Here is a 25,352-nt window from a genome sequence, read left to right as displayed (position 1 = left end):
AGATGAATCTCAAGGCTGAAGCATCAGACTCCCGCTTTGACCTGCTGAAGTGGCTCCTGGTAGTCGTTCTGGTGGTCGTGGGTGTTGTCGGTAATCAGTATTACTCGGCCCAGCCGATCCTGTATCGCGTTCTCGTTCTCCTTGTGATTGCAGCTGCTGCCGCGTTCGTTGCGCTGCAGACCGGCAAGGGCAAAGCTTTCTTTACGCTTGCCAAAGAAGCGCGTGCAGAGATTCGTAAGGTCGTATGGCCGACTCGTCAAGAGACCGGCCAGACTACGCTGATCGTCGTGGCGGTGGTTCTGGTTATGGCGCTGCTGTTGTGGGGGCTTGATTCCCTGCTCGGTTGGCTTGTTTCCTTGATAGTTGGCTAAGGGTGTCTCGTGGCTAAGCGTTGGTATGTAGTGCATGCTTACTCGGGTTACGAGAAGCATGTCATGCGCTCGCTGATCGAGCGTGTGAAGCTGGCAGGTATGGAAGATGGCTTCGGCGAGATTCTGGTCCCTACTGAAGAAGTAGTGGAAATGCGTAACGGCCAGAAGCGCAAGAGTGAGCGTAAATTCTTCCCTGGCTATGTGCTGGTGCAGATGGAAATGAACGAGGGTACCTGGCACTTGGTCAAGGATACCCCGCGTGTGATGGGCTTCATCGGCGGTACTGCCGACAAGCCTGCGCCGATTACTGATAAAGAAGCAGAGGCAATTCTGCGTCGCGTTGCTGATGGCAGCGATAAGCCCAAGCCGAAGACCTTGTTCGAGCCGGGCGAGGTTGTCCGTGTTATTGACGGTCCATTCGCGGACTTCAATGGTTCGGTTGAAGAAGTTAACTACGAAAAGAGCCGCATTCAGGTGGCTGTGCTCATTTTCGGTCGCTCTACTCCGGTAGAGCTGGAGTTCAGCCAGGTCGAGAAGGTCTGAGCGAGCTGAAATCCCAACCCCGCAGCCAAAGGCTGTGGGGTTTTTTCGTCACCGGGATATATGTGCAATGCATCGGGGAGCCTTAACTGGCGCTAGAACCCGTAACTGGAGTGCCTCATGGCCAAGAAGATTAACGCGTACATCAAGTTGCAAGTGAAAGCCGGTCAGGCTAACCCAAGCCCACCCGTTGGTCCTGCTCTGGGTCAGCACGGTGTGAACATCATGGAATTCTGCAAAGCGTTCAACGCCCGTACTCAGGGCCTGGAAGCTGGTCTGCCGACTCCTGTGATCATCACCGTCTACAGCGACCGTAGCTTCACTTTCGAAACCAAGAGCACCCCGGCTTCGGTTCTGCTGAAAAAAGCAGCAGGCCTGGCCAGCGGTTCTGCTCGTCCTAACACTGTTAAGGTTGGCACTGTTACCCGTGCTCAGCTGGAAGAGATCGCTAAAACCAAGAGCGCTGATCTGACAGCCGCTGACCTCGATGCAGCCGTGCGTACCATCGCCGGTTCTGCTCGCAGCATGGGCCTTAACGTGGAGGGTGTGTAATGGCTAAGTTGACCAAGCGTCAAAAGGCAATCGCCAGCAAGCTCGAAGCTGGCAAAGTCTACAACTTCGTGGACGCAGCAAGCCTGCTGGCCGAGCTGTCGACCGTCAAGTTCAGCGAGTCGTTCGACGTTGCTGTTAACCTGGGCGTCGATCCTCGTAAATCCGACCAGGTCGTTCGTAGCGCTACCGTTCTGCCGCACGGCACCGGTAAGACTGTTCGTGTTGCCGTGTTCACCCAGGGTCCAGCTGCTGAAGCCGCTCTGGCTGCCGGCGCTGACCGTGTAGGTATGGACGATCTGGCTGCCGAAATGAAAGCCGGCGACCTGAACTACGACGTAGTCATCGCTTCTCCGGATGCCATGCGCGTTGTCGGTCAGTTGGGTCAGGTTCTGGGTCCTCGCGGCCTGATGCCTAACCCGAAAGTCGGTACTGTAACTCCAGACGTAGCCAACGCCGTGAAAAACGCCAAGGCTGGTCAGGTTCGTTACCGCACCGACAAAAACGGCATCATCCACACTTCCGTTGGCAAGATCGGCTTCGATGCCGTCAAGCTGAAGGAAAACGTTGAAGCCCTGATCGCTGATCTGAAGCGTATCAAGCCAGCTTCCTCGAAAGGTATCTACGTCAAGCGCGTAACCCTGAGCACCACCATGGGCCCAGGTCTGGTTATCGATCAGAGCTCGCTGGACGCGTAATGTGCAGTGGCGCGGCATGCCGCGCCACTCAAAAATTGGGGTCCCTGCCTGGCGGGGGCTGTCCAAGACCGTAGGCGACGCAAGTCTTAAACCACAAGCCTACGCAGATGGTGCTCCCGGTTCCTTACCGAATCAGACACCAAAACGACATCCGGCTCCGGCTGGATGAAACGGTAACAAGCAGGAGTTAAACCCGTGGCAATTAAACTCGAAGACAAGAAGGCCATCGTCGCTGAAGTCAACGAGGCTGCCAAAGTTGCCCTGTCCGCTGTCGTGGCTGATGCCCGTGGTGTGACTGTAGGCGCTATGACCGGACTCCGTAAAGAGGCTCGTGAAGCTGGCGTTTATGTACGTGTCGTACGTAACACCCTGCTCAAGCGCGCCGTTGCTGACACTGAATACAGTGTCCTCAACGATGTGTTCACCGGCCCGACCTTGATCGCTTTCTCCAACGAACACCCGGGCGCTGCTGCTCGTCTGTTCAAAGAGTTTGCCAAAGGTCAGGACAAGTTCGAGATCAAGGCAGCTGCGTTCGAGGGCAAGTTCCTCGCAGCTAATCAGATCGACGTACTGGCAAGCTTGCCGACCCGCGACGAAGCCATTTCGCAGCTGATGAGCGTGATCCAAGGCGCTACCAGCAAGCTGGCTCGTACTCTGGCGGCTGTTCGCGACCAGAAAGAAGCTGCTGCAGCCTGAGGCTGAGCCCTTCTAACGCGTTTTTGTTTATTTCGATGGTCGCACAGGCCGTCCCCCAATTCAGGAAATTGAGTCATGTCCATCTCTCAAGAAGATATCCTTAACGCCGTTGCCGAGATGTCCGTTCTGCAAGTCGTAGAACTGATCAAAGCCTTCGAAGAGAAGTTCGGTGTTACTGCTGCTGCCGCTTCGGCTGGCCCAGCTGCCGGTGGCGCTGCTGCCGTTGTTGAAGAGCAAACCGAGTTCAACGTTATCCTGGCCGAAGCTGGCGAGAAGAAAGTTAACGTGATCAAGGCTGTTCGTGAGCTGACCGGTCTGGGCCTGAAAGAAGCTAAAGCTGCCGTTGACGGCGCTCCAGCTACCGTTCTGGAAGGCGTTGACAAGGCGTCGGCTGAGAAAGCCAAGGCTACTCTGGAAGAAGCAGGCGCTAAAGTCGAGCTGAAATAAGCATCGACCTTGAGCGTCCAGCCCAAGCGTCAAGCAGAAGGCTGATGGCTGGTGGCTTATGCCACCGGCCTTTTTCCGTTATAGACGTGTGGCTAGGCCAACGTTCTACAACGTGCAATACCACCGAGACGGTGGCGCAAACCAAGAGGGTTTGCACGATTTTCTGGCTGCTTCCGTCGAAGGAGCCAAACAGGCAGGTGACCAAGCTGGGGAACGCTGATGGCTTACTCATACACTGAGAAAAAACGTATCCGCAAGGACTTTAGCAAGTTGCCGGACGTAATGGATGTGCCGTATCTCCTGGCAATCCAGCTGGATTCGTATCGTGAATTCCTGCAGGCGGGAGCGACCAAAGATCAGTTCCGCGACGTCGGTCTGCATGCAGCCTTCAAATCCGTTTTCCCGATCATCAGCTACTCCGGCAATGCTGCCCTGGAGTATGTAGGTTATCGCTTGGGCGAACCGGCATTTGATGTCAAGGAGTGCGTGCTGCGTGGCGTGACTTACGCAGTACCTCTGCGGGTCAAGGTTCGTCTGATCATTTTCGACAAAGAATCGTCGAACAAAGCGATCAAGGACATCAAAGAGCAAGAAGTCTACATGGGTGAAATCCCCCTGATGACTGAAAACGGTACCTTCGTAATCAACGGTACCGAGCGCGTCATCGTGTCCCAGCTGCACCGTTCGCCTGGTGTGTTCTTCGACCACGACCGTGGCAAGACTCACAGCTCCGGCAAGCTGCTGTATTCCGCTCGCATCATTCCATACCGCGGTTCCTGGCTGGACTTCGAGTTCGACCCGAAAGACTGCGTATTCGTGCGTATCGACCGTCGCCGCAAACTGCCGGCGTCCGTACTGCTGCGCGCGCTGGGCTACACCACCGAACAGGTGCTGGATGCCTTCTACACCACCAACGTTTTCCATATCCGCGACCAGAGCCTGAACCTGGAGCTGGTACCGCAGCGTCTACGTGGTGAAATCGCCGTTCTTGATATCAAGGACGACAGCGGCAAGGTTATTGTCGAGCAGGGTCGCCGTATCACTGCCCGTCACATCAACCAGCTGGAAAAAGCCGGTATCAAAGAGCTGGAAGTGCCTCTGGAATATCTCCTGGGTCGCACCACCGCCAAGGTTATCGTGCATCCGGCGACTGGCGAGATCATCGCCGAGTGCAACACCGAACTGACCACCGACCTGCTGGCCAAGATCGCTAAAGGTCAGGTCGTGCGCATCGAAACGTTGTACACCAACGACATCGACTGCGGTCCGTTCATCTCCGACACGCTGAAGATCGACTCCACCAGCAACCAGTTGGAAGCTCTGGTCGAGATCTACCGCATGATGCGTCCTGGCGAGCCGCCAACCAAGGATGCCGCCGAGACCCTGTTCAACAACCTGTTCTTCAGTGCTGAGCGCTACGACTTGTCGGCAGTGGGTCGCATGAAGTTCAACCGTCGTATCGGTCGTACCGAGATCGAAGGTTCGGGCGTGCTGTGCAAGGAAGATATCGTCGAGGTTCTCAAGACCCTGGTCGATATCCGTAACGGCAAAGGTATCGTCGATGACATCGACCACCTGGGTAACCGTCGCGTTCGTTGCGTTGGTGAAATGGCCGAGAACCAGTTCCGTGTTGGCCTGGTGCGCGTTGAGCGTGCGGTCAAGGAACGTCTGTCGATGGCAGAAAGCGAAGGCTTGATGCCGCAGGACCTGATCAACGCCAAGCCGGTTGCGGCGGCGGTGAAAGAGTTCTTCGGTTCCAGCCAGCTGTCGCAGTTCATGGACCAGAACAACCCGCTGTCCGAGATCACCCACAAGCGCCGTGTTTCCGCACTCGGCCCTGGCGGTCTGACTCGTGAGCGCGCAGGCTTCGAAGTTCGTGACGTACACCCGACTCACTACGGCCGTGTGTGCCCGATCGAGACGCCTGAAGGTCCGAACATCGGCCTGATCAACTCTCTGGCGGCCTATGCCCGTACCAACCAGTACGGCTTCCTGGAAAGCCCGTACCGTGTAGTGAAAGACGGCGTTGTCAGCAACGACATCGTGTTCCTGTCGGCAATCGAAGAAGCTGACCATGTCATCGCCCAGGCTTCGGCCGCGATGAACGACAAGCAGGAACTGATCGACGAGCTGGTAGCCGTTCGTCACCTGAACGAGTTCACCGTCAAGGCACCTGCCGACGTAACCCTGATGGACGTATCGCCCAAGCAGGTAGTCTCGGTTGCAGCCTCGCTGATTCCGTTCCTTGAGCACGACGACGCCAACCGTGCGTTGATGGGCTCGAACATGCAGCGTCAAGCGGTCCCAACCCTGCGTGCCGACAAGCCGCTGGTCGGTACCGGTATGGAGCGTAACGTGGCTCGCGACTCCGGCGTTTGCGTCGTGGCTCGTCGTGGCGGCGTGATCGACTCCGTGGATGCCAGCCGTATCGTGGTCCGGGTTGCCGACGATGAAGTCGAAACCGGCGAAGCGGGTGTGGATATCTACAACCTGACCAAGTACACCCGTTCCAACCAGAACACCTGCATCAACCAGCGTCCGCTGGTGAGCCGTGGTGATGTGGTCAGTCGTGGTGACATCATGGCCGACGGTCCGTCCACCGACATGGGTGAACTGGCGCTCGGTCAAAACATGCGCATCGCGTTCATGGCATGGAACGGCTTCAACTTCGAAGACTCCATCTGCCTGTCCGAGCGTGTGGTTCAGGAAGACCGCTTCACCACGATCCACATCCAGGAACTGACCTGTGTGGCGCGTGATACCAAGCTGGGCCCAGAGGAAATCACTGCAGACATCCCGAACGTGGGTGAAGCTGCACTGAACAAACTGGACGAAGCCGGTATCGTTTACGTCGGCGCCGAAGTGGCTGCTGGCGACATCCTGGTGGGCAAGGTCACGCCGAAGGGCGAAACCCAGCTGACCCCGGAAGAGAAGCTGCTGCGTGCAATCTTCGGTGAGAAGGCCAGCGACGTCAAAGACACCTCCCTGCGCGTGCCAACCGGCACCAAGGGTACTGTCATCGACGTACAGGTCTTCACTCGTGATGGCGTCGAGCGCGACTCCCGTGCCCTGTCGATCGAGAAATCCCAGCTGGACGAGATCCGCAAGGACCTCAATGAAGAGTTCCGCATCGTTGAAGGTGCAACCTTCGAACGTCTGCGTTCGGCTCTGGTTGGCAAGACTGTGGAAGGCGGCGCTGGCCTGAAGAAAGGCCAGGAGATCACCGACGAGATCCTCAACGGTCTTGAGCACGGCCAGTGGTTCAAGCTGCGCATGACCGAAGATGCTCTGAACGAGCAGCTCGAAAAAGCTCAGGCTTACATCGTTGATCGTCGTCGTCTGCTGGACGACAAGTTCGAAGACAAGAAACGCAAGCTGCAGCAAGGCGATGACCTGGCTCCAGGCGTACTGAAGATCGTCAAGGTTTACCTGGCTATCCGCCGTCGCATCCAGCCGGGTGACAAGATGGCCGGTCGTCACGGTAACAAGGGTGTTGTCTCGGTGATCATGCCAGTCGAAGACATGCCGCACGACGCCAACGGTACTCCGGTCGATATCGTCCTGAACCCGTTGGGTGTACCTTCGCGTATGAACGTCGGTCAGATCCTTGAAACCCACCTGGGCCTCGCAGCCAAGGGTCTGGGTGAGAAGATCAACCGTATGCTCGAAGAGCAGCGCAAAGTCATCGAGCTGCGCAAGTTCCTGGCCGAGATCTACAACGAGATCGGTGGCCGTCAGGAAAACCTGGACAGCTTCTCTGACCAGGAAATCCTCGACCTAGCGAAGAACCTGCGCAACGGCGTGCCTATGGCGACTCCGGTGTTTGACGGGGCCAAAGAGCGTGAGATCAAGGCGATGCTGCGTCTGGCAGATATGCCTGACAGCGGCCAGATGCAGCTGTTCGACGGCCGTACCGGCAACAAGTTCGAGCGCGCTGTAACCGTTGGCTACATGTACATGCTGAAACTGAACCACCTGGTGGACGACAAGATGCACGCGCGTTCCACGGGTTCCTACAGCCTGGTTACCCAGCAGCCGCTGGGTGGTAAGGCGCAGTTCGGTGGTCAGCGTTTCGGGGAGATGGAAGTCTGGGCGCTGGAAGCATACGGCGCCGCTTACACTCTGCAAGAAATGCTCACAGTGAAGTCGGACGACGTGAACGGTCGGACCAAGATGTACAAGAACATCGTGGACGGCGATCACCGTATGGAGCCGGGCATGCCCGAGTCCTTCAACGTGTTGATCAAAGAGATCCGTTCTCTCGGTATCGATATCGATCTGGAAACCGAATAACACGTGACGTGAATGGGAGCAGGGCGCTACTGCCTGCTCCTTGCTCCGCCAGGAGGAAAGGCCTTGAAAGACCTACTGAATCTGTTGAAAAACCAGGGTCAAGTCGAAGAGTTCGACGCCATCCGTATCGGTTTGGCATCGCCTGAGATGATCCGTTCGTGGTCGTTCGGTGAAGTTAAAAAACCGGAGACCATCAACTACCGTACGTTCAAACCTGAGCGTGACGGCCTGTTCTGCGCCAAGATCTTTGGCCCGGTCAAGGACTACGAGTGCCTGTGCGGCAAGTACAAGCGCCTCAAGCATCGCGGTGTGATCTGTGAGAAGTGCGGCGTTGAAGTCGCGCTGGCCAAAGTCCGTCGTGAGCGTATGGCTCACATCGAACTGGCCTCGCCGGTTGCCCACATCTGGTTCCTGAAGTCGCTGCCGTCCCGTATCGGCCTGCTGATGGACATGACCCTCCGTGATATCGAGCGTGTTCTCTACTTCGAGAGCTATGTCGTTATCGACCCAGGCATGACCACCCTGGAAAAGGGTCAGTTGCTGAACGACGAGCAGTACTTCGAAGCCCTCGAAGAGTTCGGTGACGACTTCGATGCCCGCATGGGTGCCGAGGCTGTCCGCGAACTGCTGCACGCGATTGATCTGGAGCACGAGATTGGCCGTCTGCGCGAAGAAATTCCGCAAACCAACTCCGAAACCAAGATCAAGAAGCTGTCCAAGCGTCTGAAGTTGATGGAAGCCTTCCAGGGCTCCGGCAACCTGCCTGAGTGGATGGTGTTGACCGTTCTGCCGGTTCTGCCGCCAGACCTGCGTCCGCTGGTTCCGCTGGACGGTGGCCGTTTCGCGACGTCCGATCTTAACGATCTGTATCGTCGCGTGATCAACCGTAACAACCGTCTGAAGCGTCTGCTGGACCTGTCGGCTCCTGACATCATCGTGCGCAACGAAAAGCGCATGCTGCAGGAAGCGGTCGATGCCCTGCTCGACAACGGTCGTCGCGGTCGTGCAATCACCGGTTCCAACAAGCGTCCTCTGAAATCCCTGGCTGACATGATCAAGGGTAAGCAGGGTCGTTTCCGTCAGAACCTGCTCGGTAAGCGTGTTGACTACTCCGGTCGTTCGGTAATTACCGTAGGTCCGACCCTGCGTCTGCACCAGTGCGGTCTGCCGAAAAAGATGGCACTGGAACTGTTCAAGCCGTTCATCTTCGGCAAGCTGGAAATGCGTGGCCTGGCCACGACCATCAAAGCTGCCAAGAAGATGGTCGAGCGCGAGCTGCCAGAGGTGTGGGACGTTCTCGCCGAAGTGATTCGCGAACACCCCGTGCTGCTCAACCGTGCACCTACGCTTCACCGTCTGGGTATCCAGGCATTTGAACCAGTACTGATCGAAGGTAAGGCTATTCAGCTGCACCCGCTGGTCTGTGCTGCGTACAACGCCGACTTCGACGGCGACCAGATGGCCGTTCACGTACCGCTGACCCTGGAAGCCCAGCTCGAAGCCCGTGCGTTGATGATGTCGACCAACAACATCCTGTCGCCAGCCAGCGGTGAGCCAATCATCGTTCCGTCGCAGGACGTGGTACTGGGTCTGTACTACATGACCCGTGAAGCGATCAACGCCAAAGGCGAAGGCCGCGTGTTCGCTGATCTGCAGGAAGTCGACCGCGTATTCCGCGCCGGCGAGGCTGCCCTGCACGCCAAGATCAAGGTTCGTATCAACGAAACCGTTAACGATCGTGACGGCAATAGCGTGAAGAACACCCGTATTGTCGACACCACTGTCGGCCGTGCGTTGCTGTTCCAGGTGGTTCCGGCCGGCCTGTCGTATGACGTGGTCAACCAGCCGATGAAGAAGAAGGCGATCTCCAAGCTGATCAACCAGTGCTACCGCGTGGTTGGTCTGAAGGACACCGTCATTTTCGCTGACCAGCTGATGTACACCGGTTTCGCCTACTCGACGATCTCCGGCGTATCGATTGGTGTGAACGACTTCGTCATTCCGGATGAGAAGGCGCGCATCATCGATGCCGCTACCGCCGAAGTGAAAGAGATCGAAAGCCAGTATGCTTCCGGCCTGGTAACCCAGGGCGAGAAGTACAACAAGGTGATCGACCTCTGGTCCAAGGCCAACGACGAAGTATCCAAGGCGATGATGTCCAACCTCTCGAAAGAGAAGGTTGTCGACCGCACGGGTGCTGAAGTCGATCAGGAATCGTTCAACTCGATGTACATGATGGCTGACTCCGGTGCTCGGGGTTCCGCTGCCCAGATCCGTCAGCTGGCCGGTATGCGTGGTCTGATGGCCAAGCCGGACGGCTCGATCATCGAGACGCCAATCACTGCGAACTTCCGTGAAGGTCTGAGCGTACTCCAGTACTTCATCTCGACTCACGGTGCTCGTAAAGGTCTTGCGGATACCGCACTGAAGACCGCGAACTCCGGTTACCTGACTCGCCGTCTGGTAGACGTTGCACAAGACCTGGTTGTGACCGAGGTCGATTGTGGCACCGAGCACGGCCTGCTGATGACTCCGCACATTGAAGGCGGTGACGTTGTAGAGCCGTTGGGTGAGCGTGTACTGGGTCGTGTAATCGCCCGTGACGTGTTCAAGCCAGGCACCGAGGACGTCATCGTTCCGGCCGGCACTCTGGTTGACGAGAAGTGGGTTGAATTCATCGAGCTGAACAGCATCGACGAAGTCATCGTGCGTTCGCCGATCAGCTGCGAAACCCGTTTCGGTATCTGCTCGAGCTGCTACGGTCGCGACCTGGCTCGCGGTCATCAGGTCAATATCGGTGAAGCGGTCGGCGTTATCGCTGCCCAGTCCATCGGTGAGCCGGGTACCCAGCTGACCATGCGTACGTTCCACATCGGTGGTGCGGCAAGCCGTACTTCCGCTGCCGACAGCGTACAGGTCAAGAACGGCGGTACCGTTCGTCTGCACAACCTGAAGCACGTAGAGCGTGTCGACGGTCATCTGGTCGCGGTATCGCGTTCCGGTGAGCTGGCAATCGCCGACGAATTCGGTCGTGAGCGTGAGCGCTACAAGCTGCCTTACGGTGCTGTGATTTCGGTGAAGGAAGGCGACAAGGTTGACGCTGGCTCGATCGTGGCCAAGTGGGATCCGCACACTCACCCGATCGTTACCGAGATGAAAGGTACCGTGACCTACGTGGGCATGGAAGAAGGTATTACCATCAAGCGTCAGACAGACGAATTGACCGGTATGACCAACATCGAAGTCCTCGACGTCAAAGACCGTCCGGCTGCCGGCAAGGACATCCGTCCTGCGGTGAAGATGGTCGGCCTCGATGGCAAGGACCTGATGCTGCCTGGTACCGACGTACCGGCCCAGTACTTCCTGCCGGCCAACGCTCTGGTCAACGTCGCTGACGGTGCTCAGATCGCAATCGGTGACGTTATCGCGCGTATTCCGCAAGAAACGTCCAAGACCCGTGACATCACCGGTGGTCTGCCGCGCGTTGCCGACCTGTTCGAGGCGCGTCGTCCTAAAGAGGCGTCGATCCTGGCAGAAGTCAGCGGTACCATCGCCTTCGGTAAAGAGACCAAGGGCAAGCGTCGTCTGGTCATCACGCCGAACGATGGCAGCGAGCCGTACGAAGAGCTGATTCCGAAGTGGCGCCATCTGAACGTCTTCGAAGGCGAACAGGTCAACCGCGGCGAAGTTATCTCCGACGGTCCGAGCGATCCGCACGACATCCTGCGTCTGCTGGGTGTGAGCGCGCTGGCCAAGTACATCGTTAACGAGATCCAGGACGTTTACCGTCTGCAAGGCGTTAAGATCAACGACAAGCACATCGAGACCATCCTGCGTCAGATGCTGCGCAAGGTTGAAGTGGCTGAATCGGGCGACTCCAGCTTCATCAAGGGCGATCAGGTCGAACTGACCCAGGTCCTGATGGAAAACGAGCGTCTGGCCAGCGAAGACAAGTTCATTGCCAAGTACACCCGCGTACTGCTGGGTATCACCAAGGCATCGCTGTCGACCGAGTCGTTCATCTCCGCGGCCTCCTTCCAGGAGACTACCCGCGTACTGACCGAAGCAGCAGTAACCGGCAAGCGCGATTACCTGCGCGGCCTGAAAGAAAACGTCGTCGTGGGTCGTCTGATCCCGGCAGGTACAGGTCTGGCTTACCACAGCGAGCGTAAGCGTCGCCGTGATATCGACAAGCCGCAGCGCGTCAGCGCCAGCGAAGTCGAGGCCGCTCTGACCGAGGCGTTGAACTCCAGCGGTAACTAAGGGTCATGCCCCGGCGTTTTTCAGGTCTTGCGGCAACATTCAGTTGTCGCAAGACGGTGGAAGAGGTCGGGGCATTGCCTTGACTGGGGGCGAGATCCTCTTTAGACTCTTGTACCCCTAAATTTGACAGGGCCTATCGCCCTGTCATTTGCTTTCTTGCAGGCAATAGCGTCTGCAAGTCAACAGTGGAGCTAGTAGATGGCAACTATCAACCAGCTGGTACGTCAGCCGCGCAAGCGTATCGTCGAGAAATCCGACGTTCCTGCGCTGCAGAACTGCCCGCAACGTCGTGGCGTGTGCACCCGCGTGTACACCACTACGCCGAAAAAACCTAACTCGGCACTGCGTAAAGTATGCCGTGTGCGTCTGACCAACGGTTTCGAGGTTTCCTCGTACATCGGTGGTGAAGGCCACAACCTGCAAGAGCACAGCGTGGTACTGATCCGCGGCGGTCGTGTAAAAGACTTGCCAGGTGTTCGTTACCACACCGTTCGCGGCTCTCTGGATACTTCCGGCGTCAAAGGTCGTAACCAAGGTCGTTCGAAATACGGTACCAAGAAGCCTAAAAAAGCCTAAGTGGCTTTGGTTTCTGACTGATTTTGCACTTTTCTATTTTTTTGAGTCGATAAGAGTAAGGTCGGGCAAGCTCCTCTGGAGTGCTGTCCCGGGCTAACCTGAAGACCGTTTGAGGGCTTATCCATGCCAAGAAGACGCGTAGCAGCAAAACGCGAGATCCTTGACGATCCGAAATACGGAAGCCAGATCCTGGCGAAGTTCATGAACCACGTAATGGAAAGCGGCAAGAAAGCCGTTGCCGAGCGTATCGTTTATGGCGCGCTGGACAAGGTTAAAGAACGCAAGAACAGCGATCCCCTGGAAATCTTCGAGAAAGCTCTCGACGCCATCGCTCCGCTGGTCGAAGTGAAGTCGCGCCGTGTAGGCGGTGCTACTTACCAGGTTCCTGTTGAAGTTCGTCCGTCCCGCCGTAACGCGCTGGCAATGCGCTGGCTGGTAGACTTCGCCCGCAAGCGCGGCGAGAAGTCCATGGCGCTGCGCCTGGCCGGCGAGCTGCTGGACGCTGCCGAAGGCAAAGGTGCTGCTGTCAAGAAGCGTGAAGACGTTCACCGTATGGCCGAAGCCAACAAGGCTTTCTCGCACTACCGCTTCTAATTTCGGCTTCAATCTTTTTGCGAGGGCTTTATGGCTCGTACTACTGCAATCAACCGCTACCGTAACATTGGTATCTGTGCTCACGTTGACGCGGGCAAGACCACCACTACCGAGCGGATCCTGTACTACACCGGTCTGAGCCACAAGATCGGTGAAGTGCATGACGGCGCTGCGACCACTGACTGGATGGTGCAAGAGCAGGAGCGGGGTATCACCATTACCTCCGCTGCCATCACCACCTTCTGGAAAGGTTCCCGCGGTCAGTACGACAACTATCGCGTAAACGTTATCGATACCCCTGGCCACGTTGACTTCACCATTGAAGTAGAGCGTTCGCTGCGTGTACTCGACGGCGCGGTCGTTGTGTTCTGCGGCACCTCCGGTGTCGAGCCTCAGTCTGAAACCGTATGGCGTCAGGCGAACAAGTACAACGTTCCACGTATCGTCTACGTGAACAAGATGGACCGTGCTGGTGCAAACTTCCTGCGCGTAGTAGGTCAGATCAAGAACCGTCTGGGCCACACCCCGGTTCCGATCCAGATCGCTATCGGTGCTGAAGAAGAGTTCGCCGGTCAGGTCGATCTGATCAAGATGAAGGCGATCTACTGGAACGAAGACGACAAAGGCACCACTTATCGTGAGGAAGAAATTCCTGCCGATCTGCAGGCGCTGGCTGAAGAGTGGCGCTCCAACATGGTTGAAGCGGCTGCCGAGTCCAGCGAAGAGCTGATGAACAAGTACCTTGAAGAAGGTGAGCTGACTGTAGAAGAGATCAAGGCTGGTCTGCGTGCGCGCACCCTGGCTGGTGAAATCGTTCCTGCGGTCTGCGGCTCGTCCTTCAAGAACAAGGGTGTTCCTCTGGTTCTCGACGCCGTTATCGACTTCCTGCCGGCTCCGACCGAAATCGCTGCGATCCAGGGTATCCACCCTGATCACGTCGAAGACGAAAACGCTCCGAAAATCGAGCGTCACGCCAGCGACGACGAGCCGTTCTCGGCTCTGGCGTTCAAGATTGCCACCGACCCGTTCGTTGGTACTCTGACTTTCGTGCGCGTCTACTCGGGCTTCCTGAGCTCGGGCGACTCCGTGATCAACTCGGTCAAGGGCAAGAAAGAGCGTGTGGGTCGTATGGTGCAAATGCACGCGAACCAGCGCGAAGAAATCAAAGAAGTACGTGCCGGCGACATCGCTGCGCTGATCGGCATGAAGGACGTCACCACTGGTGATACCCTTTGCGACGCCGACAAGCAGGTGATCCTGGAGCGTATGGACTTCCCTGAGCCTGTAATTTCGGTAGCTGTTGAGCCGAAGACCAAGCAGGACCAGGAAAAAATGGGTATCGCACTGGGCAAGCTGGCTCAGGAAGACCCATCGTTCCGCGTTCGTACCGACGAAGAGACTGGTCAGACCATTATCTCCGGTATGGGTGAGCTGCACCTGGACATCCTCGTTGACCGCATGAAGCGTGAGTTCAACGTCGAAGCCAACATCGGTAAGCCGCAGGTTTCCTACCGTGAAACCATCACCAAGGACAATGTCGAGATCGAAGGTAAATTCGTTCGTCAGTCCGGTGGTCGCGGTCAGTTCGGCCATTGCTGGGTTCGTTTTTCGACTCCGGACGTGGACGACAAGGGCAACATTACCGAAGGTCTGGTCTTCGCCAACGAAGTTGTAGGTGGTGTGGTTCCTAAGGAATACATCCCGGCGATCCAGAAGGGTATCGAAGAGCAGATGAAGAACGGCGTTGTTGCCGGCTATCCGCTGATCGGCCTGAAGGCTACCGTATTTGATGGTTCCTACCATGACGTCGACTCCAACGAGATGGCGTTCAAGATCGCTGCTTCGATGGCGACCAAGCAACTGGCCCAAAAGGGTGGCGGTAAGGTGCTTGAGCCGATCATGAAGGTCGAGGTAGTGACCCCTGAGGACTACATGGGTGACGTGATGGGTGACCTGAACCGTCGTCGTGGTCTGATCCAGGGTATGGAAGACTCGGTCTCCGGCAAGGTTATCCGTGCTGAAGTGCCGCTAGGAGAAATGTTCGGTTATGCGACCGACGTTCGTTCCATGTCTCAGGGTCGCGCGAGCTACTCCATGGAATTCTCCAAATACGCTGAAGCTCCGTCGAACATCGTCGAAGCGCTCGTTAAAAAACAAGGTTGATCTAACCCCCTTTAGGCTAGGAGTTCACTGTCGTGGCTAAAGAAAAATTTGAACGTAACAAACCGCACGTCAACGTTGGCACCATCGGTCACGTTGACCACGGTAAAACCACTCTGACCGCTGCTCTGACTCGCGTTTGCTCCGAGGTTTTCGGTTCGGCTAAAGTCGACTTCGACAAAATCGACAGCGCGCCAGAAGAAAAGGCTCGTGGTATCACCATCAACACTGCTCACGTAGAGTACGACTCTTCTGTTCGTCACTACGCGCACGTTGACTGCCCAGGTCACGCCGACTACGTCAAAAACATGATCACTGGTGCTGCCCAGATGGACGGCGCGATCCTGGTTTGCTCGGCTGCCGATGGTCCGATGCCACAAACTCGTGAGCACATCCTGCTGTCCCGTCAGGTTGGCGTTCCGTACATCGTTGTCTTCCTGAACAAGGCTGACATGGTTGACGACGCTGAGCTGCTGGAACTGGTCGAGATGGAAGTTCGCGACCTGCTGAGCACCTACGACTTCCCAGGTGATGACACTCCAATCATCATCGGTTCGGCTCTGATGGCTCTGAACGGCCAAGACGACAACGAAATGGGTACTTCGGCTGTCAAGAAGCTGGTTGAGACTCTGGACAGCTACATCCCAGAGCCTGAGCGTGCTATCGACAAGACCTTCCTGATGCCAATCGAAGACGTGTTCTCGATCTCCGGTCGTGGCACCGTGGTAACTGGTCGTGTTGAGCGTGGTATCGTTCGCATCCAGGAAGAAGTTGAAATCGTTGGTCTGCGTGACACCACCAAGACCACTTGCACCGGCGTTGAAATGTTCCGCAAACTGCTGGACGAAGGCCGTGCTGGTGAGAACTGCGGCGTTCTGCTGCGTGGCACCAAGCGTGACGACGTTGAGCGTGGTCAGGTTCTGGCCAAGCCAGGCACCATCAAGCCTCACACCAAGTTCGTAGCTGAAGTCTACGTTCTGAGCAAGGAAGAGGGTGGTCGTCACACTCCTTTCTTCAAAGGCTACCGTCCTCAGTTCTACTTCCGTACTACTGACGTAACCGGTAACTGCGAACTGCCAGAAGGCGTTGAGATGGTGATGCCAGGTGACAACATCCAGATGGAAGTCACCCTGATCAAGCCAATCGCAATGGAAGACGGTCTGCGTTTCGCCATTCGTGAAGGCGGCCGTACCGTTGGTGCTGGCGTCGTTGCAAAAATCATCGCCTAATAAGCGATAGGTTGAAGAAGCCCCCGCCTAGCGGGGGCTTTTTTATTGGGTTGACACTATTCTGAAGCGTCTATAGAATTGCGCCTCCTTTAAACGGGCGTATTGCGCTCGTCGGGATAGCAATCGGAGTCTGGAATCCAATGCAAAATCAGCAAATCCGTATCAGGTTGAAGGCTTTTGACCATCGCCTGATCGACCAATCTACCCAGGAAATCGTGGAAACCGCGAAACGTACTGGGGCACAGGTGCGTGGTCCTATTCCACTGCCTACCCGTAAGGAGCGGTTCACCGTTCTGGTTTCTCCGCACGTCAACAAAGACGCGCGCGACCAGTACGAAATCCGCACTCATAAGCGCGTCCTGGACATCGTCCAGCCAACGGATAAAACCGTTGACGCTCTGATGAAGCTTGATCTTGCGGCTGGCGTGGAAGTGCAGATCAGCCTCGGCTAAGACTTGGGTCTTGGTCGTGTAACGCTCTGAAATGGGCGGCCATAGCGGGTGAAAGCCCCGTACACTCATGAGGTTTACAACATGACTATTGGTGTAGTCGGTCGTAAGTGCGGTATGACCCGCATTTTTACCGAAGAAGGTGTCTCTATTCCGGTTACGGTCATTGAGATCGAGCCGAATCGCGTCACTCAGTTCAAAACTGAAGAAACTGATGGCTACCGTGCAGTGCAAGTCACTGTTGGTGAGCGTCGTGCTTCGCGCGTGACTGCTGCTCAGGCAGGTCACTTCGCCAAGGCGAACGTTGCCGCAGGTCGTACCGTTCTTGAATTCCGTCTTGAAGAAGGCGAGTACAAGGCTGGTGATCTGATCAACGCCGAAATCTTCGCTGCTGGTCAACTGGTCGACGTGACCGGTCAGTCCAAAGGTAAGGGTTTCGCGGGTACTATCAAGCGCTGGAATTTCCGCGGTCAAGATAACACCCACGGTAACTCCGTCTCCCACCGCGTCCCGGGCTCTATCGGCCAGTGCCAGACTCCTGGTCGTGTATTCAAGGGCAAGAAAATGTCCGGTCATATGGGCGCTGAGCGCGTGACCGTGCAATCCCTTGAAGTAGTGCGCGTGGACGCTGAACGCAATCTGTTGTTGGTCAAGGGCGCTGTTCCTGGCGCTACTGGCGGCAACCTGGTTGTACGTCCGGCAGCCAAGGCTCGCGGTTAAGGGGAAGCTGACATGCAATTAAATGTAAATGACGCTCAAGCCATCGAAGTTTCCGAACTGACATTTGGCGGCGAGTTCAACGAGACCCTGGTGCACCAGGCAGTCGTCGCCTACATGGCTGGCGGTCGTCAGGGCAGCAAGCAGCAAAAAACCCGTTCCGACGTCTCTGGTGGCGGTAAGCGCCCATGGCGTCAGAAAGGTACTGGCCGTGCTCGTGCCGGTACTATCCGTAGCCCGCTGTGGCGCGGCGGCGGTACCACTTTTGCTGCTCGTCCTCAGGATCACTCCCAGAAGCTCAACAAGAAGATGTACCGCGCAGCCCTGCGCTCCATCCTCGCTGAGCTGGTTCGTACCGACCGTCTGGTCGTGGTTCAGGACTTCGCTGTCGAAGCGCCGAAAACCAAGGACCTGCTGGGTAAACTGAACGGTCTGGGTCTGACCGACGTGCTGATCGTTTCCGACGCCGTTGACCAGAATCTGTACCTGGCTGCTCGCAACCTGCCACACGTCGATGTACGTGACGTGCAAGGTTCCGATCCGGTCAGTCTGATCGCATACGACAAGGTTCTGATTACCGTGTCGGCCGTGAAGAAATTCGAGGAGCTGCTGGGATGAACCAGGAACGCGTATTTAAAGTTCTGCTTGGCCCGCATGTTTCCGAGAAGGCCACAGTTCTGGCTGACAAGAAAGGTCAGTTCGTTTTCAAGGTTGCTACTGATGCAACCAAGCTGGAAATCAAGAAGGCCGTTGAAGTTCTGTTCGGCGTGAAAGTAGAGCGCGTGACTACCCTGAACGTTCTGGGTAAAAGCAAGCGCACTGCTCGCGGTCTGGGCAAACGCAATGACTGGAAGAAGGCAGTTATCTCCCTTCAGCCAGGCCAAGATCTCGATTTCAGCAGCAGTGCTGAGTAAGGAAGGGGTGCATCATGGCAATCGTTAAATGCAAACCGACTTCCCCTGGCCGCCGTTTCGTGGTCAAGGTGGTCAACCAGGGGCTGCACAAAGGCGCTCCTCACGCACCGCTGCTCGAGAAAAAATCGAAGTCTGGTGGTCGTAACAACAATGGTCGCATTACCACTCGTCACATCGGTGGTGGCCACAAGCAGCATTACCGTCTGGTCGACTTCCGTCGCAACGACAAGGATGGCATCGCTGCCATCGTTGAGCGTATCGAATACGACCCGAACCGTACTGCTCACATCGCCCTGCTGCGTTATGCAGATGGCGAGCGTCGCTACATCATCGCCCCTAAAGGCGTGAGTGCAGGCGACCAGCTGATCTCCGGTGCCCTGGCCCCAATCAAGGCCGGTAACACCCTGCAGCTGCGCAACATCCCGGTTGGTAGCACCATTCACGCTATCGAACTGAAGCCTGGCAAAGGTGCCCAGATCGCTCGTTCCGCTGGTGCTTCGGCTCAGCTGGTCGCTCGTGACGGCGTCTACGTGACCCTGCGTCTGCGCTCCGGCGAAATGCGCAAGGTTCTGGCCGAGTGCCGTGCGACCCTGGGTGAAGTCTCGAACTCCGAGCACAGCCTGCGTTCGCTGGGTAAAGCTGGTGCCAAGCGCTGGCGTGGCGTTCGCCCAACCGTTCGTGGTGTTGCCATGAACCCGGTTGACCACCCACATGGTGGTGGTGAAGGTCGTACCTCCGGTGGTCGTCATCCGGTATCGCCATGGGGCTTCCCAACCAAGGGTGCTAAAACCCGTGGTAATAAGCGTACCGACAAAATGATCGTCCGTCGTCGCAAGTAAATAGAGGGATACGACAGTGCCACGTTCTCTGAAAAAAGGTCCTTTTATTGATCTTCACCTACTGAAGAAGATCGAAGTGGCGGCGGAAAAGAACGATCGCAAACCAGTTAAGACCTGGTCTCGTCGTTCGATGATCCTGCCACAAATGGTCGGTCTGACCATCGCAGTACACAACGGCCGTCAGCACGTACCGGTTCTGGTAAGTGAAGATATGGTTGGCCATAAACTGGGCGAGTTTGCCGGTACCCGTACTTATCGCGGGCACGTGGCTGACAAGAAAGCCAAGCGTTAAGGGGTAAGGAACGATGGAAGTAGCCGCTAAGTTGTCGGGCGCTCGAATCTCCGCCCAGAAAGCCCGCTTGGTCGCCGACCAGATCCGCGGGAAGAAGGTGGGCGAAGCGCTCAACCTGTTGGCTTTCAGCAGTAAGAAAGCCGCTGAGATCCTGAAAAAATTGCTGGAGTCGGCCGTAGCCAACGCCGAGCATAACGAAGGCGCAGACGTTGATGACCTGAAGGTCTCGACTGTTTTCGTCAACGAAGGGCGTTCGCTGAAGCGCATCATGCCACGTGCCAAAGGCCGTGCTGATCGCATCGTCAAGCGGTCTTGCCATATCACTGTCAAGGTTGCTGACAAGTAACGGAGTCGAAGAGATGGGTCAGAAAGTACATCCCATTGGCATTCGCCTGGGAATCGTCAAGGAGCACACCTCCGTCTGGTACGCAGACGGTCGCACTTATGCAGACTACCTGCTGGCAGATCTGCAAGTGCGTGAGTACCTCCAGGACAAACTAAAAAGCGCGTCCGTTAGCCGTATCGATATTCATCGTCCGGCTCAGACAGCACGCATCACCATCCACACCGCTCGTCCCGGCATCGTGATCGGCAAGAAGGGTGAGGATGTTGAGAAACTGCGTCAGGACCTGACCAAGCAAATGGGTGTGCCTGTGCACATCAATATCGAAGAGATCCGCAAGCCGGAGCTCGACGGTATGCTGGTTGCCCAGAGCGTTGCTCAGCAGCTGGAGCGTCGTGTCATGTTCCGTCGCGCCATGAAGCGCGCCGTACAGAACGCTATCCGCATTGGTGCCAAAGGTATCAAGATTCAGGTTAGCGGTCGTCTCGGCGGTGCTGAAATCGCACGTACTGAATGGTATCGCGAAGGTCGTGTGCCTCTGCACACCCTGCGTGCCGACATCGACTATGCCACTTACGAAGCGCACACCACTTACGGTGTGATCGGTGTAAAGGTTTGGATCTTCAAAGGCGAAGTAATTGGTGGTCGCCAGGAAGAGCTGAAGCCGCAAGCACCAGCGCCTCGTAAAAAAGCTGCCAAGTAAGGGGTACGCCAAATGTTGCAACCAAAGCGTACGAAGTTCCGCAAGCAAATGACCGGCCACAACCGTGGTCTGGCTCTGCGCGGTAGCAAAGTCAGCTTCGGCGAGTTCGCGCTGAAAGCTGTAGCCCGCGGTCGTCTCACCGCCCGTCAGATCGAGTCGGCACGTCGTGCCCTGACCCGTCACGTAAAACGTGGCGGCAAGATCTGGATCCGTGTGTTCCCGGACAAGCCGGTTACCAAGAAGCCTCTCGAAGTGCGGATGGGTAAAGGTAAGGGTTCGGTTGAATACTGGGTTGCCCAGATCCAGCCAGGCAAAGTCCTGTACGAGATCGAGGGTGTTTCTGAAGAGTTGGCGCGTGAGGCTTTTGCCCTGGCTGCTGCGAAGCTGCCACTTGCCACCTCCTTTGTTAAGCGGACGGTGATGTGATGAAAGCGAATGAACTTCGTGAAAAATCAGCACAGCAACTGAACGAGCAACTGCTCGGCTTGCTGCGCGACCAGTTCAATCTGCGCATGCAGAAAGCAACTGGCCAGTTGGGGCAGTCGCACCTGCTCTCGCAAGTTAAGCGTGACATCGCTCGCGTGAAAACTGTGCTCAACCAGCAGGCAGGTAAGTGATCATGGCTGAAGCTGAAAAAACCGTCCGCACGCTGACTGGCCGTGTCGTCAGCGACAAGATGGACAAGACCATCACCGTATTGATCGAGCGTCGCGTAAAGCACCCGATCTACGGTAAATACGTTAAGCGTTCGACTAAGCTGCACGCGCATGACGAAACCAATCAGTGCCATATCGGCGACAAGGTCACTATTCGTGAAACTCGTCCGGTAGCCAAGACCAAGTCCTGGGCACTGGTTGAAATCGTCGAACGCGCTGTGGAAGTCTAAGGACTAGGGGTCGGAGAAATTATATGATTCAGACTCAATCCATGCTCGATGTGGCCGATAACAGCGGCGCTCGCCGCGTTATGTGCATCAAGGTGCTGGGTGGCTCCCATCGTCGTTACGCTGGTATCGGTGACATCATCAAAGTTACCGTCAAGGAAGCCATTCCTCGCGGTAAAGTGAAGAAAGGCCAGGTGATGACTGCTGTTGTAGTCCGCACCCGTCACGGCGTTCGCCGTGCAGACGGTTCGATCATTCGCTTCGATGGTAACGCTGCTGTTCTGTTGAACAACAAGCAAGAGCCGATCGGCACCCGTATCTTCGGGCCAGTGACTCGTGAACTTCGCGGTGAGAAGTTCATGAAGATCGTCTCGCTCGCCCCTGAAGTGCTGTAAGGAGATCCGACATGCAAAAGATTCGTCGTGACGACGAGATCATCGTGATCGCCGGCAAAGACAAAGGTAAGCGCGGTAAGGTGCTGAAGGTCCTCGCTGACAACCGTCTGGTTGTTGGTGGTGTGAACCTGGTGAAGCGTCATACCAAGCCGAACCCGATGTCGGGCGTTCAGGGCGGTATCGTCGAGAAAGAAGCGCCTCTGCACGCTTCCAACGTCGCCATTTTCAACGGCGAAACCAACAAGGCTGACCGCGTTGGTTTCAAAGTAGAAGACGGCAAAAAAATTCGTGTCTTCAAGTCGACCCAAAAAGCGGTTGATGCTTGAACACTGCTAGGTAGAAGACCATGGCACGACTGAAAGAGATTTACCGGAAGGATATCGCTCCCAAGCTTAAGGAAGAACTTAAGCTGGCGAACGTGATGGAAGTTCCGCGCGTTACCAAAATCACCCTGAACATGGGTCTGGGCGAAGCGGTCGGTGACAAGAAAGTCATCGAGCACGCTGTTGCTGACCTGGAAAAGATCACCGGTCAAAAGGCCGTTGTGACTTTCGCTCGCAAGTCGATTGCAGGTTTCAAGGTTCGTGAAGGTTGGCCGATTGGCGTGAAGGTTACTCTGCGCCGTGATCGTATGTACGAATTCCTGGATCGTCTGCTGTCGATCTCCCTGCCTCGGGTTCGCGACTTCCGCGGCCTGAATGCCAAGTCCTTCGATGGTCGTGGCAACTACAGCATGGGCGTGAAAGAGCAGATCATTTTCCCGGAAATCGATTACGACAAGATCGATGCTCTGCGCGGTCTGGACATCACCCTGACCACCACTGCCAAGAACGACGACGAAGGCCGCGCCCTGCTGCGTGCTTTCAAGTTCCCGTTCCGTAACTGATTGGAGTCCGGATAATGGCCAAGACGAGCATGAAAAACCGTGAGCTGAAGCGTCAGCTCACCGTTGCCAAGTACGCCAAGAAGCGTGCCGAGCTGAAAGCTATCATCGTTGATCTGAACGCAAGTCCAGAAGCGCGTTGGGAAGCTACCGTAGCTCTGCAGAAGCAACCACGTGACGCCAGCGCTTCGCGCCTGCGTAACCGTTGCCGCCTGACTGGTCGTCCGCACGGCGTTTACCGCAAGTTCGGCCTCGGCCGTAACAAGCTGCGTGAAGCTGCCATGCGTGGTGACGTACCAGGTCTGGTGAAAGCCAGCTGGTAACACGTATCTCGACAACGGCGCCCGGTGGTTCTACCGCTGGTCGCTGGATGTTGCGAGACTGAATCAAGCCCCTTATGGGGCTTGATTCATTTCTGGGGGAAGACTAGAATTGCCGGCTCGCCTGAGCCCGTGTTTTTCTCTGCCCGGTTGTCTCGGCGAAATGTAGTAGCCGGAAGGCTAATTTTATCTGTATCAGGAGCGTCTAGCCCATGAGTATGCAGGACCCGTTAGCGGACATGCTAACTCGTATCCGTAATGCCCAGATGGCTGAAAAGCCCGTTGTGAGCATGCCATCTTCCAAGTTGAAGGTAGCTGTAGCCAAAGTTCTCAAAGACGAAGGTTACATTGCGGGTTATCAGGTCAGCAGTGAAGTCAAACCTTCGCTGTCCATTGAGCTGAAATATTTCGAAGGCCGTCCGGTCATCGAAGAAGTCAAACGCGTCAGCCGTCCAGGCCTGCGTCAGTACAAGTCCTCCGATGATCTGCCAAAAGTACGTGGCGGCCTCGGTGTGTCTATCGTCTCCACCAACAAAGGTGTGATGACTGATCGTGCTGCGCGCGCTGCCGGTGTCGGCGGCGAAGTGCTTTGCACTGTGTTCTAAGGGGGGATAACTATGTCACGCGTAGCGAAGAACCCCGTTAAGCTGCCATCGGGCGTCGAGATCAAACTCGCCGGCCAGCTGCTTTCCATCAAGGGCGCCAAAGGCACCCTCGAACTGAATGTCCACTCGTCCGTTGAAGTCGTTGAAGAAGCTGGTGAGCTGCGTTTTGCTGCTCGCAATGGCGATCAACAGACTCGCGCAATGGCCGGTACCACTCGCGCACTGGTCAATAACATGGTCCAGGGCGTTAGCCAAGGCTTCGAGCGCAAGCTCCAGCTGGTAGGTGTTGGTTACAAGGCTCAGGTAAAAGGCTCCGTCCTGAACCTGGCGCTTGGCTTCTCGCACCCAGTGGATTACGAATTGCCGAATGGCATCACCGCTGAGACTCCTAGCCAGACCGATATCCTGATTCGTGGTATCGACAAGCAGCTGGTTGGTCAGGTGGCCGCTGAGATCCGCGACTTCCGCCGTCCTGAGCCTTACAAAGGCAAAGGTGTGCGTTACGCAGACGAAGTCGTCCGTCGTAAAGAAGCCAAGAAGAAGTAGGGCATAGCAAATGACCGTCAAAAAAGTTACCCGACTGCGTCGCGCTCGCAAAGCACGCCTGAAAATGCACGAACTCGAAGTCGTTCGTCTCTGCGTGCACCGCTCTTCGCAGCACATCTATGCCCAGGTCATTTCGGCCGACGGCAGCAAAGTCCTGGCAAGCGCTTCGACTTTGGACAAAGAACTGCGTGATGGTGCCACTGGCAACATCGACGCGGCCACTAAGGTTGGCAAGCTGGTTGCTGAGCGCGCTAAAGCCGCTGGCGTATCGCAAGTTGCCTTCGACCGTTCTGGCTTCAAGTACCACGGCCGTGTCAAGGCGCTGGCTGATGCTGCTCGTGAAGGCGGGCTGGAGTTCTAAGTTATGGCAAATAACGATCAAAAACGCGACGAAGGCTACATCGAGAAGCTGGTTCAGGTTAACCGCGTTGCCAAGACCGTCAAAGGCGGTCGTATCTTCACTTTCACCGCGTTGACCGTGGTAGGTGATGGCAAGGGCCGTGTAGGCTTTGGCCGTGGCAAGTCCCGCGAAGTGCCTGCCGCCATCCAGAAAGCGATGGAAGCTGCTCGTCGCAACATGATTCAGGTTGACCTGAACGGCACCACTCTGCAGTACGCTACCAAGTCTGCTCATGGCGCCTCCAAGGTCTACATGCAGCCTGCTTCGGAAGGTACCGGTATCATCGCCGGTGGCGCGATGCGTGCTGTTCTGGAAGTTGCTGGTGTTCAGAACGTCCTGGCCAAGTGCTACGGCTCGACTAACCCTGTAAACGTGGTTCACGCCACTTTCAAGGGTCTGAAGGCTATGCAGTCTCCTGATTCCATCGCTGCCAAACGTGGCAAGCGCGTTGAGGAGATCATCTGATCATGGCTACCGTAAAAGTAACGCTGATCAAGAGCGTCGCTGGCCGTCTGCCTAACCACAAACTGTGCGTTAAGGGTCTGGGTCTGCGTCGCATCGGTCACACCGTAGAAGTCCAGGATACTCCCGAGAATCGCGGGATGATCAACAAGGCTTACTACCTGCTGCGCGTCGAGGGTTAATCG

The 25,352-nt window shown here is 56.3% G+C and carries 32 protein-coding genes; all 32 read left to right on the top strand.

Annotated features, from left to right (window positions below; all coding sequences use genetic code 11):
- Window positions 1-2 precede the first annotated feature (2 nt).
- The 32 genes from secE to rpmD all read left to right on the top strand — a co-directional run bounded on the left by secE (window position 3) and on the right by rpmD (window position 25,349).
- Window positions 3-371 (top strand): preprotein translocase subunit SecE, encoded by a 369-nt coding sequence (secE, locus tag NJC40_RS03550; protein ID WP_045484182.1) that lies wholly within the window; start codon window positions 3-5, stop codon window positions 369-371.
- 9 nt (window positions 372-380) lie between these two features.
- Complete coding sequence (gene nusG, locus NJC40_RS03545; protein ID WP_045484179.1) at window positions 381-914, top strand: transcription termination/antitermination protein NusG; 534 nt, start codon at window positions 381-383, stop codon at window positions 912-914.
- A gap of 117 nt (window positions 915-1,031) precedes the next feature.
- The gene (gene rplK / locus NJC40_RS03540; RefSeq protein WP_045484176.1) at window positions 1,032-1,463 is read left to right on the top strand and encodes a 50S ribosomal protein L11; all 432 of its coding nucleotides are present in this window, start codon (window positions 1,032-1,034) and stop codon (window positions 1,461-1,463) included.
- Window positions 1,463-2,158: a 50S ribosomal protein L1 gene (gene rplA, locus NJC40_RS03535; RefSeq protein WP_045484173.1), complete on the top strand. Its 696-nt coding sequence runs from the start codon at window positions 1,463-1,465 to the stop codon at window positions 2,156-2,158. Before rplK ends, rplA begins: the two co-directional genes overlap by 1 nt.
- 195 nt (window positions 2,159-2,353) lie before the next feature.
- Window positions 2,354-2,854, top strand: coding sequence for a 50S ribosomal protein L10 (gene rplJ, locus NJC40_RS03530; RefSeq protein ID WP_045484170.1), 501 nt, complete (start codon window positions 2,354-2,356; stop codon window positions 2,852-2,854).
- A gap of 75 nt (window positions 2,855-2,929) precedes the next feature.
- On the top strand, window positions 2,930-3,301 hold the full coding sequence (gene rplL / locus NJC40_RS03525) for a 50S ribosomal protein L7/L12 (RefSeq protein WP_253141546.1): 372 nt from the start codon (window positions 2,930-2,932) through the stop codon (window positions 3,299-3,301).
- Window positions 3,302-3,520: 219 nt separating this feature from the next.
- Window positions 3,521-7,594, top strand: a complete 4,074-nt coding sequence (gene rpoB / locus NJC40_RS03520; protein ID WP_045484159.1) for a DNA-directed RNA polymerase subunit beta — start codon at window positions 3,521-3,523, stop codon at window positions 7,592-7,594.
- 63 nt (window positions 7,595-7,657) lie between these two features.
- Entirely contained in the window at window positions 7,658-11,857 is a 4,200-nt protein-coding gene (rpoC, locus tag NJC40_RS03515) for a DNA-directed RNA polymerase subunit beta' (RefSeq protein WP_045484156.1), read from the top strand.
- Between the two features lie 198 nt (window positions 11,858-12,055).
- Window positions 12,056-12,433: a 30S ribosomal protein S12 gene (gene rpsL / locus NJC40_RS03510; RefSeq protein WP_045484153.1), complete on the top strand. Its 378-nt coding sequence runs from the start codon at window positions 12,056-12,058 to the stop codon at window positions 12,431-12,433.
- A 123-nt stretch (window positions 12,434-12,556) separates the two neighbouring features.
- A complete protein-coding gene (gene rpsG, locus NJC40_RS03505) occupies window positions 12,557-13,027 on the top strand; it encodes a 30S ribosomal protein S7 (protein WP_003186074.1) in 471 nt (156 codons plus the stop codon).
- A 30-nt stretch (window positions 13,028-13,057) separates the two neighbouring features.
- Window positions 13,058-15,190, top strand: a complete 2,133-nt coding sequence (gene fusA / locus NJC40_RS03500) for an elongation factor G (protein ID WP_045484147.1) — start codon at window positions 13,058-13,060, stop codon at window positions 15,188-15,190.
- 32 nt (window positions 15,191-15,222) lie between these two features.
- Window positions 15,223-16,416 (top strand): elongation factor Tu, encoded by a 1,194-nt coding sequence (gene tuf / locus NJC40_RS03495; RefSeq protein ID WP_045484144.1) that lies wholly within the window; start codon window positions 15,223-15,225, stop codon window positions 16,414-16,416.
- A 140-nt stretch (window positions 16,417-16,556) separates the two neighbouring features.
- Entirely contained in the window at window positions 16,557-16,868 is a 312-nt protein-coding gene (gene rpsJ / locus NJC40_RS03490) for a 30S ribosomal protein S10 (RefSeq protein WP_003186070.1), read from the top strand.
- Between the two features lie 81 nt (window positions 16,869-16,949).
- Window positions 16,950-17,585 (top strand): 50S ribosomal protein L3, encoded by a 636-nt coding sequence (gene rplC / locus NJC40_RS03485; RefSeq protein ID WP_045484141.1) that lies wholly within the window; start codon window positions 16,950-16,952, stop codon window positions 17,583-17,585.
- A gap of 12 nt (window positions 17,586-17,597) precedes the next feature.
- Window positions 17,598-18,200 carry a 50S ribosomal protein L4 gene (rplD, locus tag NJC40_RS03480; protein ID WP_045484138.1) on the top strand — a complete coding sequence of 201 codons (603 nt, stop codon included), beginning with the start codon at window positions 17,598-17,600 and terminating at the stop codon, window positions 18,198-18,200.
- Complete coding sequence (gene rplW, locus NJC40_RS03475; protein WP_045484135.1) at window positions 18,197-18,496, top strand: 50S ribosomal protein L23; 300 nt, start codon at window positions 18,197-18,199, stop codon at window positions 18,494-18,496. Before rplD ends, rplW begins: the two co-directional genes overlap by 4 nt.
- A 14-nt stretch (window positions 18,497-18,510) precedes the next feature.
- The gene (gene rplB / locus NJC40_RS03470; RefSeq protein ID WP_045484132.1) at window positions 18,511-19,335 is read left to right on the top strand and encodes a 50S ribosomal protein L2; all 825 of its coding nucleotides are present in this window, start codon (window positions 18,511-18,513) and stop codon (window positions 19,333-19,335) included.
- A 16-nt stretch (window positions 19,336-19,351) separates the two neighbouring features.
- A complete protein-coding gene (gene rpsS / locus NJC40_RS03465; protein WP_004883670.1) occupies window positions 19,352-19,627 on the top strand; it encodes a 30S ribosomal protein S19 in 276 nt (91 codons plus the stop codon).
- A 13-nt stretch (window positions 19,628-19,640) separates the two neighbouring features.
- Window positions 19,641-19,973, top strand: coding sequence for a 50S ribosomal protein L22 (gene rplV / locus NJC40_RS03460; RefSeq protein ID WP_045484127.1), 333 nt, complete (start codon window positions 19,641-19,643; stop codon window positions 19,971-19,973).
- A gap of 13 nt (window positions 19,974-19,986) precedes the next feature.
- The gene (gene rpsC / locus NJC40_RS03455) at window positions 19,987-20,673 is read left to right on the top strand and encodes a 30S ribosomal protein S3 (protein ID WP_045484124.1); all 687 of its coding nucleotides are present in this window, start codon (window positions 19,987-19,989) and stop codon (window positions 20,671-20,673) included.
- A gap of 12 nt (window positions 20,674-20,685) precedes the next feature.
- On the top strand, window positions 20,686-21,099 hold the full coding sequence (gene rplP / locus NJC40_RS03450) for a 50S ribosomal protein L16 (protein ID WP_009397508.1): 414 nt from the start codon (window positions 20,686-20,688) through the stop codon (window positions 21,097-21,099).
- Complete coding sequence (gene rpmC / locus NJC40_RS03445) at window positions 21,099-21,290, top strand: 50S ribosomal protein L29 (protein WP_002555481.1); 192 nt, start codon at window positions 21,099-21,101, stop codon at window positions 21,288-21,290. Before rplP ends, rpmC begins: the two co-directional genes overlap by 1 nt.
- A gap of 2 nt (window positions 21,291-21,292) precedes the next feature.
- Window positions 21,293-21,559 (top strand): 30S ribosomal protein S17, encoded by a 267-nt coding sequence (gene rpsQ / locus NJC40_RS03440; protein ID WP_045484121.1) that lies wholly within the window; start codon window positions 21,293-21,295, stop codon window positions 21,557-21,559.
- 23 nt (window positions 21,560-21,582) lie between these two features.
- Window positions 21,583-21,951 (top strand): 50S ribosomal protein L14, encoded by a 369-nt coding sequence (rplN, locus tag NJC40_RS03435; RefSeq protein WP_045484118.1) that lies wholly within the window; start codon window positions 21,583-21,585, stop codon window positions 21,949-21,951.
- Window positions 21,952-21,962: 11 nt separating this feature from the next.
- On the top strand, window positions 21,963-22,277 hold the full coding sequence (rplX, locus tag NJC40_RS03430; RefSeq protein WP_045484115.1) for a 50S ribosomal protein L24: 315 nt from the start codon (window positions 21,963-21,965) through the stop codon (window positions 22,275-22,277).
- A gap of 20 nt (window positions 22,278-22,297) precedes the next feature.
- Entirely contained in the window at window positions 22,298-22,837 is a 540-nt protein-coding gene (rplE, locus tag NJC40_RS03425) for a 50S ribosomal protein L5 (RefSeq protein ID WP_045484112.1), read from the top strand.
- A gap of 14 nt (window positions 22,838-22,851) precedes the next feature.
- Window positions 22,852-23,157: a 30S ribosomal protein S14 gene (gene rpsN, locus NJC40_RS03420; RefSeq protein ID WP_045484107.1), complete on the top strand. Its 306-nt coding sequence runs from the start codon at window positions 22,852-22,854 to the stop codon at window positions 23,155-23,157.
- Between the two features lie 209 nt (window positions 23,158-23,366).
- On the top strand, window positions 23,367-23,759 hold the full coding sequence (gene rpsH / locus NJC40_RS03415; RefSeq protein ID WP_045484105.1) for a 30S ribosomal protein S8: 393 nt from the start codon (window positions 23,367-23,369) through the stop codon (window positions 23,757-23,759).
- Between the two features lie 12 nt (window positions 23,760-23,771).
- On the top strand, window positions 23,772-24,305 hold the full coding sequence (rplF, locus tag NJC40_RS03410; protein WP_045484102.1) for a 50S ribosomal protein L6: 534 nt from the start codon (window positions 23,772-23,774) through the stop codon (window positions 24,303-24,305).
- A 10-nt stretch (window positions 24,306-24,315) separates the two neighbouring features.
- Window positions 24,316-24,666, top strand: a complete 351-nt coding sequence (rplR, locus tag NJC40_RS03405) for a 50S ribosomal protein L18 (RefSeq protein ID WP_002555473.1) — start codon at window positions 24,316-24,318, stop codon at window positions 24,664-24,666.
- A gap of 3 nt (window positions 24,667-24,669) precedes the next feature.
- Window positions 24,670-25,170: a 30S ribosomal protein S5 gene (rpsE, locus tag NJC40_RS03400; RefSeq protein WP_045484099.1), complete on the top strand. Its 501-nt coding sequence runs from the start codon at window positions 24,670-24,672 to the stop codon at window positions 25,168-25,170.
- Between the two features lie 2 nt (window positions 25,171-25,172).
- Entirely contained in the window at window positions 25,173-25,349 is a 177-nt protein-coding gene (gene rpmD, locus NJC40_RS03395) for a 50S ribosomal protein L30 (protein WP_045484089.1), read from the top strand.
- Window positions 25,350-25,352 lie beyond the last annotated feature (3 nt).

Source organism: Pseudomonas sp. 21LCFQ02 (genome assembly GCF_024129895.2).
In the GTDB taxonomy this organism is placed as follows: domain Bacteria; phylum Pseudomonadota; class Gammaproteobacteria; order Pseudomonadales; family Pseudomonadaceae; genus Aquipseudomonas.
Note: the sequence above shows the minus strand (reverse complement) of the source record. Positions and strands in the feature narration are given on the sequence as shown.